Source organism: Actinospica durhamensis, from assembly GCF_018139695.1.
Classification (GTDB): domain Bacteria; phylum Actinomycetota; class Actinomycetes; order Streptomycetales; family Catenulisporaceae; genus Actinospica; species Actinospica durhamensis.
Genome location: NZ_JAGSOG010000818.1, coordinates 1 through 413, shown reverse-complemented (window position 1 = coordinate 413; position 413 = coordinate 1). Strand labels below are relative to the sequence as shown.

1 pseudogene is annotated in these 413 nt (G+C 76.0%); it reads right to left on the bottom strand.

Annotation, left to right across the window (positions count from 1 at the left end):
- Positions 1-413: pseudogene (locus tag KDL01_RS42370) on the bottom strand (bifunctional rhamnulose-1-phosphate aldolase/short-chain dehydrogenase); the annotation flags it as partial.

Genomic DNA, 413 nt, shown 5'->3' with positions numbered 1-413 from the left:
GTAGTAGGCGGCGTACTCCTCGCGGTAGGCGGCGTGCAGTTCCCTCAGCCGGGCGATCGCCTCGTCGAGCGGGGCGTCCGGCGGCAGGTCCAGGACCAGCGGGCGGACCTTGGTGCGCAGGAAGTGGTCCGGGCACGAGGTGCCGAGCGCGGCCAGCCGGGGGTGCCCGGCGCGGGCCAGGAAGTCCAGCACCACGTCGGTGTCGGTGAAGTGCCCGACCTGCGGCCGGTCCTGCGAGGCGACGGCCCGCACGTACGGGGCCAGCGCCGCGGCCCGCTCCCGCCGCTCGGCCCCGGGCAGCGCCCCGTACCCCTCGATCACCGGGCCGAAGGGCTCCGCCCTGCCGCGCTCGGCCAGGAACCGCTCGGCGGTGCGGATGATGTGCAGCGAGTTGCGCTCGCACTCCTCGGAGG